The sequence below is a fragment of the Arthrobacter sp. FB24 genome (assembly GCF_000196235.1).
GTDB lineage: Bacteria > Actinomycetota > Actinomycetes > Actinomycetales > Micrococcaceae > Arthrobacter.
Map to the genome: position 1 here is coordinate 4,495,452 of NC_008541.1, position 13,017 is coordinate 4,508,468.

Genomic DNA, 13,017 nt, shown 5'->3' on the forward strand with positions numbered 1-13,017 from the left:
GGTTCCCCGCGTTGAACCCCGCGCAGGAAGCCTGGCAGCCGCCCCTCCCGGCGCCCCGTGCCGGATTCCCCAAGGACACCATCCACATGAAGAAACCAATCACCCTTTCAGCCGCTGCCCTGGCAGCCGTCATCACGCTCGCCGGCTGCGGCTCGAACGCCACCCCCGGCTCCTCAACGATGCCCGCGGACCACGGGGCGATGAGCTCCAGCGCGCCGGCTGGCAGCCCTGGGGCCATGGGCCACAACTCCGCGGACACGCTGTTCACCCAGTCCATGATTCCGCACCACGCACAAGCCGTGGAAATGAGCGACATGATGCTCAGCAAGCAGGGCATCAACCCTGCCGTCACGGAACTGGCCACCAAAATAAAGGCCGCACAGGGCCCGGAGATCGAACAGATGAACGGCTGGCTCAAAGGCTGGAATGAACCCACGGCCATGGCCGGGCACGGCGAAGCAGGCCACAGCATGGCCGGCATGATGAGCGACGACGACCTCAAGGCGCTCGACGCCGCCCAGGGCAAGGAAGCTGCCAGGCTGTTCCTCACCCAGATGATTGCGCACCACGAGGGCGCCGTGCAGATGGCAAAGGCCGAAATAGCCGACGGGCAGAACAGCGGCGCCGTGAAGCTCGCCCAGGAAATCGTCACGGCCCAGGAGTCCGAAATCAAGGAAATGAAGGAGCTGCTGGCCACCGCGGCTCCGTAACGGCAAAGTCGTCCACGCGCCGCGAGGGTCCGTTCGCGCACAGGTAGCCGCGGCCCGGGGTTGCGCTGGCGTAATGCAACGCCGCCGCAACCCCGGCCGGGTGCAGGTTCGCATATGCTCAGCGGAGAAGTTCACGCTGGCTCAACGACGAACCACCACAGGAGAAACGCTCATGACCACCTGGCGGATCAGGGATTTCCATTCGGCCGACCTTGACGGCATCCTGCACCTCTGGGAATCGCTCAAGGCCACCAACGTGGAGCCCGTCTATGCGCTCTCCGAGGTCCTGGCATCCTGCGAAAAGGACCACGCCGTAGTGGCAGTGCAGGGCGATATGGTGGTGGGCGCCGCCGTCGGACGCGCCGCGCACGACCAGGGCTGGATCGTCTTCCTGGCCACGCTCCCCGAATACCGCGGCCGCGGGATCGGCACTTCGCTGCTGGCCGCCGTCGAGAACCGGATGGCACCGCACGGGCTGAACAAACTGTCCGCGCTGATGCCGGAGTCCGAAACCCGTGTGGAAGCCTTCCTCAGCCGCGGCTTCGTCCTCAAGAAGAACCTTCGCTACTTCGAACGCACCATCCCCGTGCAGCGCCAGGAGCTCGAGCCCCTGGGCCTGCTCGGCGGCCGCATCCTGGCCCGCGACCTCTGGGAAAACGTTGCCGGCATGCGCAACGAGAAAGAACTGCTGGAACGCCGGCTGGTGCTTCCCCTGGCCGAGGCGGACCTGGCGGACGAATTCGGCGTGGTGCCTCCGCGCGCCGTCGTCCTCTTTGGCCCTCCCGGAACCGGCAAGACAACGTTTGCGAAGGCGATCGCGTCGCGACTCGAATGGCCGTTCGTGGAAGTATTCCCCTCCCGGCTCGCGGCCGACCCGAAGGGCCTGGCCGGAGCCCTCCGGGAGACCTTCCTGGAAATCGCCGAGCTGGAACATGCCGTGGTGTTCATTGACGAGGTGGAGGAGATCGCATCCCAGCGGTCCGGCGAGCCGCCGTCCCCGCTGCAGGGCGTCACCAACGAGCTCCTGAAAATCATCCCGGCCTTCCGCGAACAGCCCGGCCGCCTGCTGGTGTGCGCCACCAACTTCATCCGCGCCCTGGACACAGCCTTCCTGCGCCACGGCCGGTTCGACTACGTGATCCCCATCGGACTGCCCGACCGCCAGGCCCGCGAGGCCATGTGGCAGCGCTTCATCCCGGCCACCGTGGTGGACGACGTGGACGTTGAGCTGCTGGTGGACCGCACCGAGGGATTCTCCCCCGCGGACATTGAGTATGCGGCCCGGAGCGCCTCCCAGCGTGCGCTGGAAAAGGCAGTGTACGACGACGGCGGGCTGGCTTCCGGGGGCGACGTCTCCGTCCGCGACGCGGTCCGGAAGGGTCCCGCCACGCAGGACTACCTCGACGCCATTGCAGACACGCGGACCACGGTGAGCAAGGAGGTCCACCAGGACTTCCTTGAGGACATCGACTCGCTGGGCCGGGTGTAGCAGGCCGGGGGTTTCTGTTCCTCGCTGTTGTCAGCGGCATCACCTGGACAGCGACGCCCTCTGCAGCGTCTTCGACCTCACGCATATCGGTCTGCTGTGGTCCCGGGGGTAATCTTTGACCCATGTCTTCCAACCCCCTCAGGCATGCCATGGCCCGCATGGGCGGCCGCGACCCGCATGAGCAGCATCGGGCAGCTACTCCGCTGGAGCTGTTTTTCGACCTGACCTTTGTGATCGCGTTCGGAGTGGCGGGAAGCCAGTTCGCCCACGAAATCGCCGAGGCCCACTTCGGTGCAGGGCTGCTCGGGTTCTCCTTCGCCATGTTTGCCGTGATCTGGGCATGGATCAACTTCACCTGGTTCGCCAGCGCGTACGACACGGACGACTGGGTCTTCCGGGTGGTCACTATGATCCAGATTCTTGGTGTGCTCATTCTGGCCATGGGGATCGAGCCGCTGTTCCGCTCACTGGTGGAGGGCGACCATGTGGACAACGCCGTCATTGTGGGCGGCTACGTAATTATGCGCCTGGCCTTGGTGTTCCAGTGGCTGCGTGCGGCGCGGCAGGACCCTGCCCGCCGCCAGACGTGCCTGCGCTATGCAACCTACCTCGGTGTGGTGCAGCTCGGCTGGATCGCAGTGCTGATCATTCAGGCGGACCTGCTGGCCACCATCCTGATGACCGTCCCCCTCTACGTGCTGGAAATGGCGACGCCGTACGTGGCGGAACGTTCGATGCGGACTCCGTGGCACGCGCACCACATTGCCGAACGCTACGGGCTCCTGGCCATCATTGCCCTCGGCGAATGCCTGATCGGTGCCATCGAAACCCTCCGCGCCATCGTGGCAAACCATGGCTGGAGCGTCGACGCCGCCCTGGTGGGTTTCGGCGGCACGGCGCTGGCCTTCGCCATGTGGTGGATCTACTTCATCCTGCCCGCCGGCCGTGCCCTCCACCTTCAGCGGCACCGCTCCTTCTTCTTCGGCTACGGGCACATCCCCATCTTTGCTGCCATCGCTGCAACCGGCGCCGGACTGCACGTGGCGGCCTACTACATCGACGATGAGGCCCATATAGGCGCCGCACTGGCCGTGGCCTGCATCGCGGCCCCCGTAGCGGTGTTCAAACTCTCCCTGACGTGGCTTTACAGCGTGATGATCTGCGTGGACCGCACCGTCATTGCCGTCGCGGCGGGCGTCCTCGCGGCGCTGGCGGGCAGCGTTGGGCTCGCCGCTGCCGGGGTCTCCGTGCCCGTCTGCTTGCTGGTGATCGTGCTGGCGCTGGGCGTTTCGATTGTCATTGACGAGAAGCGCGGCACCGGCAAAATGAGCGCAGCACTGGAGCGGTTGGAGCGGGAGGTCTCGACGGGCCCGACCACCAAGGGGTGACCTTCGGCCCTTCAACAACATCGCCGCGGGCTGCCAAGGTGTCCCCAGGGCCAGAAACCCCCGACCCGTGAGGTGGTAGCCATGGACACTGTCGTTAAGACCACGCACGGCCAGCTGCGTGGCAGCCTTGCCGACGGCGTGCACTGTTTCCTGGGCATTCCGTTCGCGGCGTCGACGGCGGGCGTGAACCGGCTTCGGCCGCCGCAGCCGGTCCAGCCCTGGAGCGGCGTGCGGGACGCCATGAAGTACGGCGACTCCCCTTTCCAGCTTGCTCCTCCGGAAAGTGCGGGTACGGAGTGGGACACAGCCCTGGCCGGCGAGGACTGCCTGAACCTCAACGTCTGGACACCGGACCCCGGCAACGGCGGCCTGCCGGTTATGGTCTGGATCCAGGGCGGCGCGTTCGAAATCGGCTCGACGGCGTCGTACAACGGCAGGACCTTCGCCAGGGATGGCGTCATTTGTGTGGTGATCAACTGGCGCGTCGGCGCCGACGGGTTCCTGGACCTTGGTGACGGTCAGGCCAACATCGGCCTCCTCGACCAGGTGGCGGCCCTGGAGTGGGTCCGTGGCAACATTGCAGCCTTCGGCGAAGATCCCGCCAACGTCACCGTGTTCGGCCAGTCGGCAGGTGCCATGAGCATCGGAGTTCTCCTCTCGATGCCCCGCGCCGAGGGGCTGTTCCGTCGGGCCATCCTTCAGAGCGGCGCCGCCCATCATGTCCTCCCCACCGAGACCGCCCAAAGGATCGGCGGATTCCTTTCCGAGAAACTCGGGGTTTCGCCGACCCGGGAGGCAATGGCAGCGGTCCCCGTTCAGCGATTCCTCGCGGCGCAGACGGAGCTGAAGGCGGACCTGGCGGCCCGCCCGGACCCGGCGCGCTGGGGACCCGAGGTGGTGGCCAGCTCGATGCTCTGGCAACCGTCAGTCGACGGCGACGTCATTCCCCGCCGCCCCATCGAACGGATCGCTGCCGGCGCCGGCTCCACAGTGGACGTCATGATCGGCAGCAATGCCGAGGACTGGAAGCTGTTCCTTGCCATTACCGGGGTAATCGCCAAGGTCACGGAGCGCGACCTGGCGGAGTCCAGGAGTGTGGACGGCTTCCCGCCAATCGGCGTGTACGGGCTCCCCGCCGAGACCGCATTGCGCGAGTACCGGTCCCACTATCCGGCCAGTTCTCCCGGCGAGCTGCTTGCCGCTGTGGAAACCGACTGGTGGGTGCGGATTCCGGCGCTACGCCTGGCGGATGCCCATGCGAAAGCATTGTCTACGGCGTCGGCGCGTACGTACATGTACGAATTTGCCTGGCCTGCCCCGGGCCTTGGCGCAGTCCACGCCATGGAGGTGCCGTTCGTTTTCGACACCCTGGACACGAGCTCCAGGCTCTTCGGACCGCTGCTTGGAACAGACCCGCCGCAGGAACTGGCTGATGCCATGCACGCCGCGTGGATTTCCTTCGCCTCTACAGGCGATCCGGGCTGGCCCGGCTACGATCTCGAGCGCCGCGCCACCATGCTGTTCAATACCGGCGCCGGAGTCGTCTACGACCCCCGGTCATGGGAACGGGACCTCTGGGAGGGCGTCCGCTAGGACTCGTAGGAGAGGTTCTCGTAGTCGGTGTCGTCCGCCTCGTCCAAGCGGTCGTCCAGTTCTTCGAGCAACCAGGGGTTCACGCGGGCCAGGATCAACCGGATTTCTTCAACGGGCACCGCGTCATAGAGCACCGGCCGGGCATCGTCATAGCGGGTGACGGGCGGCTTGTCCGGCCACTTTTCCGCCAGCGCCTTGACCCGTTCGGGCAGTGAGTTGTGGGCGTTGTCGGCGATTTTGACCAGGGTGGCGTCATGGTCCTCGGCGATGAAACGGATGCCGGCCTGGTAGTCGTCCGGGTTGTCGTGCAACCGCTTGGTGACACGCTCAATGATGCCCACGGCGCGTTCGGAAACGCCCATGTCCAGCAGAGCCTGCCGGGTGATGGGGGTGTCCTCCGCGATGTCGTGCAGGTAGCCGGCAATCCGGATGTCGTCGTCGAAGTCCGCCAGCGCATCGCCGACGGCGAGAACATGTTCGCGGTACGGCCGCTTCAGCTTGTCCTTCTGGCGGTTATGGGCAACTTCGGCGAGGACCTTGGCCGTCTCAACAGTGAATCGTGGCTGGGGGACGTTTGAGTCCGTGGTTCCTGTTTCTGGCATGGTTCCAGCCTACGCGCCTGCGTCCGGTACACCGGGCCACACCCACGGCTCCAGCGGCAGCGCCGAGGGATCAAAGTGCGTGAGGGCCCGCGGCAGAGGTCCGGGCGGGAGCCCAAGCGACTCCAGGATGATGTCCCGGACCCGCAAGGCATCCAGCCCGGCGGCGGCAAGGTCGGCCAGTGTCACGGCGCCGTCGCGCTTGGCCAGCCGGGCGCCGTCGGCATTCACCACCAGCGGCACGTGAGCATATTCCGGAACGGGAATATTCAAGAGGGAAGCCAAGTAGGCCTGGCGGGGCGTGGAGGGCAGCAGGTCGTCCCCGCGCACCACCTGGTCTATACCCTGCGCCGCGTCATCCACCACCACTGCCAGGTTGTAGGCAGTCACCCCGTCATTCCGTCGTAGTACGAAGTCGTCCACCACGCCGGTGTATGTGCCGTGCAGCCGGTCTTGCACCGTCCAGTCGGTCACGGTCGAGCGAAGCCGGATGGCAGCGGGCCGAATCGACTTCTTGAAGTCACGCTCCGCCGGATCGAGGTTCCGGCATGTTCCGGGGTAGGCACCCTGCGGGGCGTGCGGCGCGGACGGCGCCTCCTGGATTTCGCGCCGGGTACAGAAGCATTCGTACGTCAGGCCGGCGGCGGCCAGGCTGTTGATCGCTTCCGCATACAGCGGCTCGCGTTCTGTTTGGCGCACGACGCCTTCGTCCCAGGTCACGCCGATCGCCGCCAGATCGCGGAGCTGCTCCGCCTCAGCGCCCGCACGGGCCCGGTCCAGGTCTTCCACGCGCAGCAGGAACCGCCGGCCGGTGGAGCGGGCGAAGAGCCAGGCCAGGATCGCCGTCCTGAGATTCCCCACATGGAGTTCGCCGGAAGGGCTGGGGGCGAAACGGCCGGCTGATGTCATGGCACCAGCCTAATCGGGACAACACAAGAGCCCCTCAGCTACCGAACACTCCGGGTGATCCGGCGTCGGTGGCTCAGGGGCTCTTGCCGTGCCGGGCCCGGGAGCGTGGCTCCGGACCCGTTGCACTGCTAGCGGAATAACGATTGCGAATGACGATGCGTGAACAAGTGCCAATCAGCGGCGGCCGCCTTGCGGGAAACCTTGTCCAGGGACCGGGTGGTGTGCCGGGGCTCCTGTAGCCTGCGGGATCCGGCGGTAGCCTGCGTCCCTTGTTGCCATCATTTCAACAGAAGCCCTACAGTAGGCGCAACGAGCTGGTGCTTCTTTGGTCAATTTGATCAATCACCGGGCGGATGACAGGCAGGAAGTGGTCAGATTGCAGGAACTCGATCCAACGGACCGGCGGATCCTGGCCGCACTGGACGACGACCCACGCGTGCCCATCATGGTGCTGGCACAGAAGCTGGGCCTGGCGCGAGGAACTGTGCAGTCGCGCTTGGAGCGGATGACGGCGTCGGGCGCCCTCCGCCCCAACAGCAGCCGCGTGCTGCCTTCGGCGCTGGGCCGCGGCGTGGCAGCAGCGGTGAGCGCCGAACTGGACCAGAGCCACTTGAACGAAGCCATCGCCGCGCTGCGCAAGATCCCCGAAGTATTGGAATGCCACGCGCCGGCCGGCGACACCGACCTCCTCATCCGCGTGGTGGCCAAAAGCCCGGACGACCTCTACCGGGTGTCCGAGGAAATCCGCCTCTGCCCCGGGATCGTCCGCACGTCCACCAGCATGTTCCTGCGCGAGGTCATTCCCTACCGGACCACCGGGCTGCTGGGTGCCTGAAGCCGGGGGCACCGGGGAGTCCTCCCCATCGCCGCGTCCCGCCTGAGCCGTTAGGCTTGCCGTGGACTTCAACCAGGGGGAAAAGTGGCGGGAAACTTCTACGGTGCGGACGTCGCACAGCTACGCCAGCTCGCGAAGGATCTGGCGAAAGGCGCAAGCCGGCTGGAGCAGCTGGGGCAACAGTTGGGCGGCTCCATCGCCTCCAGCCCCTGGAAAGGCAACGACGGCGAGCGTTTCCGCAGTGACTGGAACGGCTCCCACGCGAAGACGCTCAGGGCTGCGGCTGCGGGCATCCACAGCGCATCCAAAGCCCTCCTGCAGAACGCGGAGCAGCAGGACCGGGCCAGCACCGGATCAGCAGGCGGCGGCGCGGGCGGCCCCGGCACCGGCACCGGTGGCAGTTCTCCCACGGACGGCGCCGCCCAAGAACTGACGGACCGGCTCAACGGCATGACGCCTGAGGAACGCGATGCGTACCTGAACAGTGACGAGTTTAGGAACTGGGCGCTTGCCAACCCCGACGCGGCAAAGGCCGCCCTCGACGCTGCTGCCGACTCCGGGCTGATTAACAAGAATTCGCCGGAGTATTCGGCCTTCCTCACTGGCTACTGGAACCGGCAGGCCATGCGGGACATGGGGATCGACCCCGCCGAGTGGGATACTTCCAAAGGCACCGAGTACAACTGGGAGACCATCAAGAAGGTCTACGATTTCTACGGCCAGGCCTACCTGTCCAACCCGGACCTGCAGTGGGCGGGCATGGCCAACATGATCGGTCCCTCATTTGCCGGCGGATTCAAGGACATGGCCATGATGCGGGACCTCGCCCAGCAGATCGCGGACAACCCGGCGTCGGACATTCCGCTTCCCATGCTGGATCAGATCGAGCAGCTTGCGGGCATGACTGATCAGGAGATCAAATTCTACGAAACCAGCATGCTGGACATGAACAAGGAGATCTTCCTTGACCAGGCCCGGCAGCACCAGGCTTATATGACTGGCGGACTGGACGAAATCAACCGGCTCCGGGACTCCGGGGTGATCGATCACCCGACAGCACGCGCCTGGTCACAGATCGACTCCGGCGACCCGGCCCAGATTCAGGAAGGCAACACTGCCCTCCTCTACCGGGAGCAAAACGAAATCATCGCCGACGACTACGACACCATGCGCAGCCATCCCGGCGGCGAAGCCGTGACCTACATGGTGACGTTGGCTGGCGAACCGTCCATCCCCGGCGCCAGGAGCTACCCCGAGGTGTTCCCCTACAAGTTCAGTGTGGAAAGTCCGGGCCCGGAAAACGTGCCCTTCACCAACTGGGACAATCCCGCCCAGTTCCGCACGGACTTCACCACCGGCTTCCCGGACGGCAACATCGCCAACGCCGACCAGCGCTGGGCCCTCATCCAGCAGGACACCCTGCCGGCCTACCAGAACCTCCTGGCCACCGACCCCGCGGGAGCCCGGCAAATCATCGGCTCCGACTTCAACGACCGCGTGGACCAATACCGCCCCACCAATAACATTCCGGGAATCATGGACCGCTTCGTCTCCGGCTTCGACGCAGAGGTGCACCAGTGACGCCCGCGCAGCCGACGTTAAAGCAGCCGACGTTAACGAGTCGCCTTGGCCGGCAGGCCGCCGCTCTTGTTGCCCTTGCCTGCTGCCTCGCCCTTACCGGCTGCAAGATCAGCAGCCCCAACGCCACCGAACCGACGTCCCAAGGGAGCACCGTGAGTACCTCCGAATTTTCCACCCTCGACGCCGCCGGCGTGGAGCAGATACGCGCCACCAAGACCGCGCGGCTGGACATGAGTTCGGGCTCCCTGAAGAAGGCGGACGTCCGGGTTGCCGAGGAGAGCTACGGCCCGGAGATCAACACCCGCGACTCGGGAAAGATCGCGCTGACGATCGCCGCACCCAGCGGCGAGATCACCGGCGAAACGGACCGGATCCGTTTCAACACCACGGACAAGCGCCCCGACTTCAGTGAAGTCACCTATTTCCTCACGGCCGATTCAGTGGACCAGTACGTCAGTCTGATCCGCGACGGCGTCCAGCGCTATGGAATCGACGGCGTCTCCGCCGAACGGTGGATTGCCTCCGCGGAAGCGGACCCTGCGAAGAAAAGCGACTTCTCCATCACCCCGGGGACGTCCACCGGGCTGGAGGTCAACTACGACCTCCGGTACGACGGCGCCAAGGACACCCAGGTGATCATCGTCCACGTCAGCCCGGCAGCCTGACTGGCAGGCCCCGGCCCTCGCGAGGGAATCCGGACCCCTAAACCGGCGGGCCGGCGTTCGACTTCAGGTTCTTCATCACCAGCGTTGAAGTCAGCCGCTCCACCCCGGGCAGCGAGGTGAGCTCGGCGTCGTAGAAGCGCTGGTAGGCGGGCAGATCCTCCGCGATCACCTTCAGGAGGTAGTCCGGCGAGCCGAACAGCCGCTGCGCCTCCACGATGTTGGGATTGTCCGCCACCCGGTTCTCGAAGATCTCCATGGTGGGCCGGTCCACCTGCCGCAGCGTCACGAAAACGATCGCCTCAAACCCGAGCCCGACGGCGGCGGGGTCGATGTCCGCGCGGTAGCCCCGGATCACCCCCGACGACTCCAGGTCGCGCAGCCGCCGGTGGCACGGCGCCACCGTGAGTCCCACCTTTGCGGCCAGCGCAGTGGCAGTCATCCGGCCGTCTTCTTGGAGGTGGCGCAAGATATTTCTGTCAATATGGTCAATCACGCAATTATCTTACCGAGTCGCTGCAATTCCGGAGTAAATCAGGGAACACTTGTGGCGGCATTTTCCCTAGAGTTTCTCCTATCAGCACATCGTAGGAGGCCGCATTGAATCCCCAGTTATTCCTCGCATTCCTGGTGGTTGCCGGCGTCCTTGCCTGCACCCCGGGCGTGGACTGGGCCTACTCCATCGCGGCGGGCCTGAAACAGCGCAGCTTCGTCCCCGCGGTGGCCGGCCTGTGCGGCGGCTATGTCCTGCACACAGTGCTGATGGTGGCGGGACTGGCCGCCTTGCTCGCTGGCCTTCCGGGCGTCCTCGGGTGGCTGACCGTGGCCGGCTCCGCTTACCTGCTGTGGCTGGGCTTCGGCACCATCCGCTCATGGCGCGGCGCCACTTTCAGCACGAGCGAGGCTCCCCAGGCAGAGTCCAACCAGTTCCGTACCTTCCTCCAGGGCGTGGGCACGAGCGGGATCAATCCCAAGGGGCTGCTGTTCTTCGTGGCGCTGGTTCCCCAGTTCGTCAGCCCGGAGGCGTCCCTGCCCGTTCCGGTGCAGTCCGCGCTGCTGGGCCTGACATTCGTCCTGCTGGTGGCTGTCGTGTACACCTGCGTGGCCCTGCTGTCCCGGAAGCTGCTGCACTCGCGGCCCGGGGCCGCCCGGCGGGTAACCCTTGCCAGCGGGATCATCATGGTGGCGCTGGGGTCCGTGCTGCTGTCGGAGCAGCTGATTCCCCTGGCGGCCGGGATCACCTGGCAGTAGCACCCTCCAGTGCCAGGCTAGGCCTTGCGCTCCATGAACCATTCGGTGAAGGCCGTGGCGCGCCCGGCCGGTCCAAGCCGGACTACCCAGAGGTTCTCGTAGCTGGGGCGGTCCCCCAGATACGTGGTGCGTCCCTGGACGAAATGCAGGTCACCGTCCGAGCCGAGCGGCGACCACTCAAAGGTCCATTCGTCTGGCTCGTCTGCCGCCGTCAGCCAGCGTTCCACGATCTGTTCGTGCCCGCGCCACGCATCCGGGTCGTAGGGCCGGGTGGCGTACACTGCGTCCTCCGTGAAGAGTGCCCGGATGTCCTCGGGCTTATTGGTGGTCCACGCCGTAATGTACTTTTCCATCCACTGCCTGATTGCATCGCTCATTGGTCCGTTGTACCCCGACCCGGCACCGCCTACAAGGGTCCCGCTGCCCGGGGGGGCAGTACCGGCCCGCGGATCATTCCCGGTCCAGCTGTTTCCATTCCTGTTCCCAGAGCCTGCGCTCTTCAACGTCCTTGCGGATGACTTCAAAGGTTTCCAGTTCGGCGGGCTTCCCCCGCAGCCAGTCCCGGGGATTGAGTGATTTCCGCCCGTTGTCCAACAGCAGCAGGGCGCGGTCCGTCAGGGCATCGTTGCGTAACGCAAGATGCGTCTTGCGGCGCCGTAGAACCTCCTTCAGCGCGGACTGGGCTGAAGTGTGGGCCCCGAGCCGCCGCAACGAACGGGCGCGAAGCAGCAGCAGCGCAGCTGCGAGGTCATCGGAATTAAGCAGCCCTTCAGTCCAGACCACCACCTCCTTGTCCCGCCCCAGGGAGTGCGCCAGCGAACAGCGGGCCAGGGCGGCAGGCAGCGACGGCGGCAGCGAGGACACGGTTTGCAGCGCCGCCTCAAGGTGGCCCGTTTCCCGCAGCGAGTGCGAAAGTGCCAGGAACACGGCTTCCTCACTGAACAGCACCGGAACGTCAATGCGTTCGGCAACTTCAACCCGGGTGACCACGCGCGTCAGGTAGCCGGACGCGAACTGGTTGGCGTCGTCGTCGTTCCTGGTGGTGAGGCCCCGCTGCAGCAGCTCCGAGGCGCGCAGGTATCCGCCTTGCTTGTAGGCGAGGAGCCCGGCCATGACGTAGCACAGCCCGGCCCACCCCGGGTAGGCGCGGCCGGCGGCGATCAGCCGGTTGGGGTCGGTGTTGTGGAAGACCGCGTCGTACACCGTCTTGGCAGCCTTCCCCGGGAGCCGCTTGAGCCTGGGGACGGGGCCGTCCACGCTAAGGAGAGCACCGTTCCGGCCGCCCAGGGCGGTGTGCAGGATCCCGCCGACACCGTCGGCGAGGTCACGCACCGGCGTGCGGACCTGCGCGTCGCCGAACGGGGTGAGGTCTCGGCTGTCGCGGTAAATCGGTCCTGAGGTCTGTCCGGCGCTCATGCTTCCATGCTAGTGGTGCACGCTTGGCAGCCGCTGGGAGCCTAACTGACGGCGGCCACCCAGACACCGATAATCCAGGTGCTCGCGGCGAGGCAGGCCAGGCCAAACTCCACGAGCATGCCCACGCCGGTGGCTTTCAGGGCTGCCCAGCTAGTGGTCATGGCGGTCCGGAAGTCACGCGTGCGGTGTGATTCGCTGAGCAGCAGGCCGGCAGCGAACCCCACAAAGAGCCCCACCACCGGGATGAGGAACATGCCCACCACTCCAAAGACAAGCCCGGTCACCACGCTGCGGCTGGGGATGCGATGCTCCCTGAGTTTCCGTCCCGTGAGCACGGCACTGGCAGCCATTCCCGCCAGCACGAAGGCCAGGCCCACCCCGAACACCACCCACCCGGCTGTTCCGGCGCCACCCCAGATGGCCCAGGCCAGCAGGCTGAGTCCAATGAGGATGCTGCCCGGCAGCACGGGGATAACGGTGCCGGCCACGCCCACAACGATGGCAAGGCCGCAGAGGACGGTCACGAGGATCTCGGGGTTCATGCCCCCAGTCTAGGGTTGCCTGCGGCGGGCAGCGCCCGGCGG

The 13,017-nt window shown here is 66.0% G+C and carries 14 protein-coding genes; 8 read left to right on the plus strand and 6 right to left on the minus strand.

Going from position 1 to position 13,017, the window contains the following annotated elements; all coding sequences use genetic code 11:
- Nucleotides 1-86: 86 nt before the first annotated feature.
- The 4 genes from ARTH_RS20200 to ARTH_RS20215 all read left to right on the plus strand — a co-directional run bounded on the left by ARTH_RS20200 (nucleotide 87) and on the right by ARTH_RS20215 (nucleotide 5,180).
- Nucleotides 87-710: a DUF305 domain-containing protein gene (locus tag ARTH_RS20200; RefSeq protein ID WP_011693803.1), complete on the plus strand. Its 624-nt coding sequence runs from the start codon at nucleotides 87-89 to the stop codon at nucleotides 708-710.
- A 172-nt stretch (nucleotides 711-882) separates the two neighbouring features.
- Nucleotides 883-2,199 carry an ATP-binding protein gene (locus tag ARTH_RS20205; RefSeq protein ID WP_043430140.1) on the plus strand — a complete coding sequence of 439 codons (1,317 nt, stop codon included), beginning with the start codon at nucleotides 883-885 and terminating at the stop codon, nucleotides 2,197-2,199.
- 122 nt (nucleotides 2,200-2,321) lie between these two features.
- On the plus strand, nucleotides 2,322-3,587 hold the full coding sequence (locus tag ARTH_RS20210) for a low temperature requirement protein A (protein ID WP_011693805.1): 1,266 nt from the start codon (nucleotides 2,322-2,324) through the stop codon (nucleotides 3,585-3,587).
- Between the two features lie 81 nt (nucleotides 3,588-3,668).
- Nucleotides 3,669-5,180, plus strand: a complete 1,512-nt coding sequence (locus tag ARTH_RS20215) for a carboxylesterase/lipase family protein (protein ID WP_011693806.1) — start codon at nucleotides 3,669-3,671, stop codon at nucleotides 5,178-5,180.
- Here ARTH_RS20215 and ARTH_RS20220 read toward each other — a convergent pair.
- Nucleotides 5,177-5,782 (minus strand): HD domain-containing protein, encoded by a 606-nt coding sequence (locus ARTH_RS20220; protein WP_011693807.1) that lies wholly within the window; start codon nucleotides 5,780-5,782, stop codon nucleotides 5,177-5,179. The genes ARTH_RS20215 and ARTH_RS20220 overlap by 4 nt on opposite strands.
- A gap of 9 nt (nucleotides 5,783-5,791) precedes the next feature.
- The gene (gluQRS, locus tag ARTH_RS20225) at nucleotides 5,792-6,688 is read right to left on the minus strand and encodes a tRNA glutamyl-Q(34) synthetase GluQRS (protein WP_011693808.1); all 897 of its coding nucleotides are present in this window, start codon (nucleotides 6,686-6,688) and stop codon (nucleotides 5,792-5,794) included.
- 367 nt (nucleotides 6,689-7,055) lie between these two features.
- Here gluQRS and ARTH_RS20230 point away from each other — a divergent pair, with 367 nt between their 5' ends.
- The 3 genes from ARTH_RS20230 to ARTH_RS20240 all read left to right on the plus strand — a co-directional run bounded on the left by ARTH_RS20230 (nucleotide 7,056) and on the right by ARTH_RS20240 (nucleotide 9,769).
- Entirely contained in the window at nucleotides 7,056-7,523 is a 468-nt protein-coding gene (locus ARTH_RS20230; RefSeq protein WP_043431192.1) for an Lrp/AsnC family transcriptional regulator, read from the plus strand.
- Nucleotides 7,524-7,607: 84 nt separating this feature from the next.
- Nucleotides 7,608-9,104: a WXG100 family type VII secretion target gene (locus ARTH_RS20235; RefSeq protein WP_011693810.1), complete on the plus strand. Its 1,497-nt coding sequence runs from the start codon at nucleotides 7,608-7,610 to the stop codon at nucleotides 9,102-9,104.
- Entirely contained in the window at nucleotides 9,101-9,769 is a 669-nt protein-coding gene (locus ARTH_RS20240; protein WP_011693811.1) for a hypothetical protein, read from the plus strand. The genes ARTH_RS20235 and ARTH_RS20240 overlap by 4 nt, the downstream gene beginning before the upstream one ends.
- A 37-nt stretch (nucleotides 9,770-9,806) precedes the next feature.
- On the opposite strand, the gene ARTH_RS20245 is transcribed toward ARTH_RS20240, so the two are convergent.
- A complete protein-coding gene (locus tag ARTH_RS20245) occupies nucleotides 9,807-10,262 on the minus strand; it encodes an Lrp/AsnC family transcriptional regulator (RefSeq protein WP_011693812.1) in 456 nt (151 codons plus the stop codon).
- A 104-nt stretch (nucleotides 10,263-10,366) separates the two neighbouring features.
- On the opposite strand from ARTH_RS20245, the gene ARTH_RS20250 reads away from it, so the two are divergent.
- On the plus strand, nucleotides 10,367-11,017 hold the full coding sequence (locus tag ARTH_RS20250; RefSeq protein WP_011693813.1) for a LysE family translocator: 651 nt from the start codon (nucleotides 10,367-10,369) through the stop codon (nucleotides 11,015-11,017).
- Between the two features lie 17 nt (nucleotides 11,018-11,034).
- Here the strand turns inward: ARTH_RS20250 and ARTH_RS20255 are convergent, their stop codons facing one another.
- The 3 genes from ARTH_RS20255 to ARTH_RS20265 all read right to left on the minus strand — a co-directional run bounded on the left by ARTH_RS20255 (nucleotide 11,035) and on the right by ARTH_RS20265 (nucleotide 12,975).
- Nucleotides 11,035-11,394: a nuclear transport factor 2 family protein gene (locus ARTH_RS20255; protein ID WP_011693814.1), complete on the minus strand. Its 360-nt coding sequence runs from the start codon at nucleotides 11,392-11,394 to the stop codon at nucleotides 11,035-11,037.
- A 73-nt stretch (nucleotides 11,395-11,467) separates the two neighbouring features.
- On the minus strand, nucleotides 11,468-12,433 hold the full coding sequence (locus tag ARTH_RS20260; protein ID WP_011693815.1) for a hypothetical protein: 966 nt from the start codon (nucleotides 12,431-12,433) through the stop codon (nucleotides 11,468-11,470).
- Between the two features lie 41 nt (nucleotides 12,434-12,474).
- Nucleotides 12,475-12,975 (minus strand): DUF456 domain-containing protein, encoded by a 501-nt coding sequence (locus ARTH_RS20265; RefSeq protein WP_011693816.1) that lies wholly within the window; start codon nucleotides 12,973-12,975, stop codon nucleotides 12,475-12,477.
- Nucleotides 12,976-13,017: the final 42 nt, after the last annotated feature.

What these genes read in the sequence shown, in the direction of transcription:
- ARTH_RS20205 (WP_043430140.1), top strand. Translation starts at nt 883, where the DNA reads ATGACCACCTGGCGGATCAGGGATTTCCATTCGGCCGACCTTGACGGC.
- ARTH_RS20255 (WP_011693814.1), bottom strand. Translation starts at nt 11,394, where the DNA reads ATGAGCGATGCAATCAGGCAGTGGATGGAAAAGTACATTACGGCGTGG.
- ARTH_RS20220 (WP_011693807.1), bottom strand. Translation starts at nt 5,782, where the DNA reads ATGCCAGAAACAGGAACCACGGACTCAAACGTCCCCCAGCCACGATTC.
- ARTH_RS20210 (WP_011693805.1), top strand. Translation starts at nt 2,322, where the DNA reads ATGTCTTCCAACCCCCTCAGGCATGCCATGGCCCGCATGGGCGGCCGC.
- ARTH_RS20260 (WP_011693815.1), bottom strand. Translation starts at nt 12,433, where the DNA reads ATGAGCGCCGGACAGACCTCAGGACCGATTTACCGCGACAGCCGAGAC.
- gluQRS (WP_011693808.1), bottom strand. Translation starts at nt 6,688, where the DNA reads ATGACATCAGCCGGCCGTTTCGCCCCCAGCCCTTCCGGCGAACTCCAT.
- ARTH_RS20200 (WP_011693803.1), top strand. Translation starts at nt 87, where the DNA reads ATGAAGAAACCAATCACCCTTTCAGCCGCTGCCCTGGCAGCCGTCATC.
- ARTH_RS20215 (WP_011693806.1), top strand. Translation starts at nt 3,669, where the DNA reads ATGGACACTGTCGTTAAGACCACGCACGGCCAGCTGCGTGGCAGCCTT.
- ARTH_RS20265 (WP_011693816.1), bottom strand. Translation starts at nt 12,975, where the DNA reads ATGAACCCCGAGATCCTCGTGACCGTCCTCTGCGGCCTTGCCATCGTT.